Source organism: Streptomyces sp. NPDC024687, assembly GCF_055559055.1.
In genome coordinates this window covers 1-2,503 of sequence record NZ_JBVHLJ010000028.1, presented here as the reverse complement: position 1 = coordinate 2,503, position 2,503 = coordinate 1, and the positions used below count along the sequence as shown (strand labels likewise).

The 2,503-nt window shown below is 57.0% G+C and carries 1 rRNA gene; it reads right to left on the bottom strand.

Going from position 1 to position 2,503, the window contains the following annotated elements:
• Positions 1-31 precede the first annotated feature (31 nt).
• Positions 32-2,503 (bottom strand): 23S ribosomal RNA (locus ACZ39I_RS41755); the annotation flags it as partial.

Sequence of the window (2,503 nt, the reverse complement as noted above, 5' to 3'; positions counted from 1 at the left end):
CTCAGAACTAACACAGTGGACGCGAGCAACTGAGGACAAGCCCTCGGCCTATTAGTACCGGTCACCTCCAGCGGTTACCCGCCTTCCAGATCCGGCCTATCAACCCAGTCGTCTACTGGGAGCCTTAACCCCTCAAAGGGGGTGGGAACACTCATCTCGAAGCAGGCTTCCCGCTTAGATGCTTTCAGCGGTTATCCCTCCCGAACGTAGCCAACCAGCCATGCCCTTGGCAGGACAACTGGCACACCAGAGGTTCGTCCGTCCCGGTCCTCTCGTACTAGGGACAGCCCTTCTCAATGTTCCTGCGCGCGCAGCGGATAGGGACCGAACTGTCTCACGACGTTCTAAACCCAGCTCGCGTACCGCTTTAATGGGCGAACAGCCCAACCCTTGGGACCGACTCCAGCCCCAGGATGCGACGAGCCGACATCGAGGTGCCAAACCATCCCGTCGATATGGACTCTTGGGGAAGATCAGCCTGTTATCCCCGGGGTACCTTTTATCCGTTGAGCGACGGCGCTTCCACAAGCCACCGCCGGATCACTAGTCCCGACTTTCGTCCCTGCTCGACCCGTCGGTCTCACAGTCAAGCTCCCTTGTGCACTTACACTCAACACCTGATTGCCAACCAGGCTGAGGGAACCTTTGGGCGCCTCCGTTACTCTTTAGGAGGCAACCGCCCCAGTTAAACTACCCATCAGACACTGTCCCTGATCCGGATCACGGACCCAGGTTAGACATCCAGCACGACCAGACTGGTATTTCAACGACGACTCCCCCTGAACTGGCGTCCAGAGTTCACAGTCTCCCAGCTATCCTACACAAGCCGAACCGAACACCAATATCAAACTGTAGTAAAGGTCCCGGGGTCTTTCCGTCCTGCTGCGCGAAACGAGCATCTTTACTCGTAGTGCAATTTCACCGGGCCTATGGTTGAGACAGTCGAGAAGTCGTTACGCCATTCGTGCAGGTCGGAACTTACCCGACAAGGAATTTCGCTACCTTAGGATGGTTATAGTTACCACCGCCGTTTACTGGCGCTTAAGTTCTCAGCTTCGCCACACCGAAATGTGACTAACCGGTCCCCTTAACGTTCCAGCACCGGGCAGGCGTCAGTCCGTATACATCGCCTTACGGCTTCGCACGGACCTGTGTTTTTAGTAAACAGTCGCTTCTCGCTGGTCTCTGCGGCCACCCCCAGCTCAAGGAGCAAGTCCTCTCACCAGTGATGGCCCCCCTTCTCCCGAAGTTACGGGGGCATTTTGCCGAGTTCCTTAACCATAGTTCACCCGAACGCCTCGGTATTCTCTACCTGACCACCTGAGTCGGTTTAGGGTACGGGCCGCCATGAAACTCGCTAGAGGCTTTTCTCGACAGCATAGGATCATCCACTTCACCACAATCGGCTCGGCATCAGGTCTCAGCCTTGTGTGCGACGGATTTACCTACCGCACGGCCTACACCCTTACCCCGGGACAACCACCGCCCGGGCTGGACTACCTTCCTGCGTCACCCCATCACTCACCTACTGCAAGTCTGGTTCGTCGGCTCCACCACTCCCCTTTGCCCGAAGGCTCCGGGACGGCTTCACGGACTTAGCATCGCCTGGTTCGATGTTTGACGCTTCACAGCGGGTACCGGAATATCAACCGGTTATCCATCGACTACGCCTGTCGGCCTCGCCTTAGGTCCCGACTTACCCTGGGCAGATCAGCTTGACCCAGGAACCCTTAGTCAATCGGCGCACACGTTTCCCACGTGTGTATCGCTACTCATGCCTGCATTCTCACTCGTGAACCGTCCACCACTGCCTTCCGGCGCGGCTTCACCCGGCACACGACGCTCCCCTACCCATCACAGCGGGCGTTGGCCCTATAGCTGCAATGACACGACTTCGGCGGTACGCTTGAGCCCCGCTACATTGTCGGCGCGGAATCACTAGACCAGTGAGCTATTACGCACTCTTTCAAGGGTGGCTGCTTCTAAGCCAACCTCCTGGTTGTCTGTGCGACTCCACATCCTTTCCCACTTAGCGTACGCTTAGGGGCCTTAGTCGATGCTCTGGGCTGTTTCCCTCTCGACCATGGAGCTTATCCCCCACAGTCTCACTGCCGCGCTCTCACTTACCGGCATTCGGAGTTTGGCTAAGGTCAGTAACCCGGTAGGGCCCATCGCCTATCCAGTGCTCTACCTCCGGCAAGAAACACACGACGCTGCACCTAAATGCATTTCGGGGAGAACCAGCTATCACGGAGTTTGATTGGCCTTTCACCCCTAACCACAGGTCATCCCCCAGGTTTTCAACCCTGGTGGGTTCGGTCCTCCACGAAGTCTTACCTCCGCTTCAACCTGCCCATGGCTAGATCACTCCGCTTCGGGTCTTGAGCGTGCTACTAAAATCGCCCTATTAGGACTCGCTTTCGCTACGGCTACCCCACTCGGGTTAACCTCGCAACACACCGCAAACTCGCAGGCTCATTCTTCAAAAGGCACGCAGTCACGA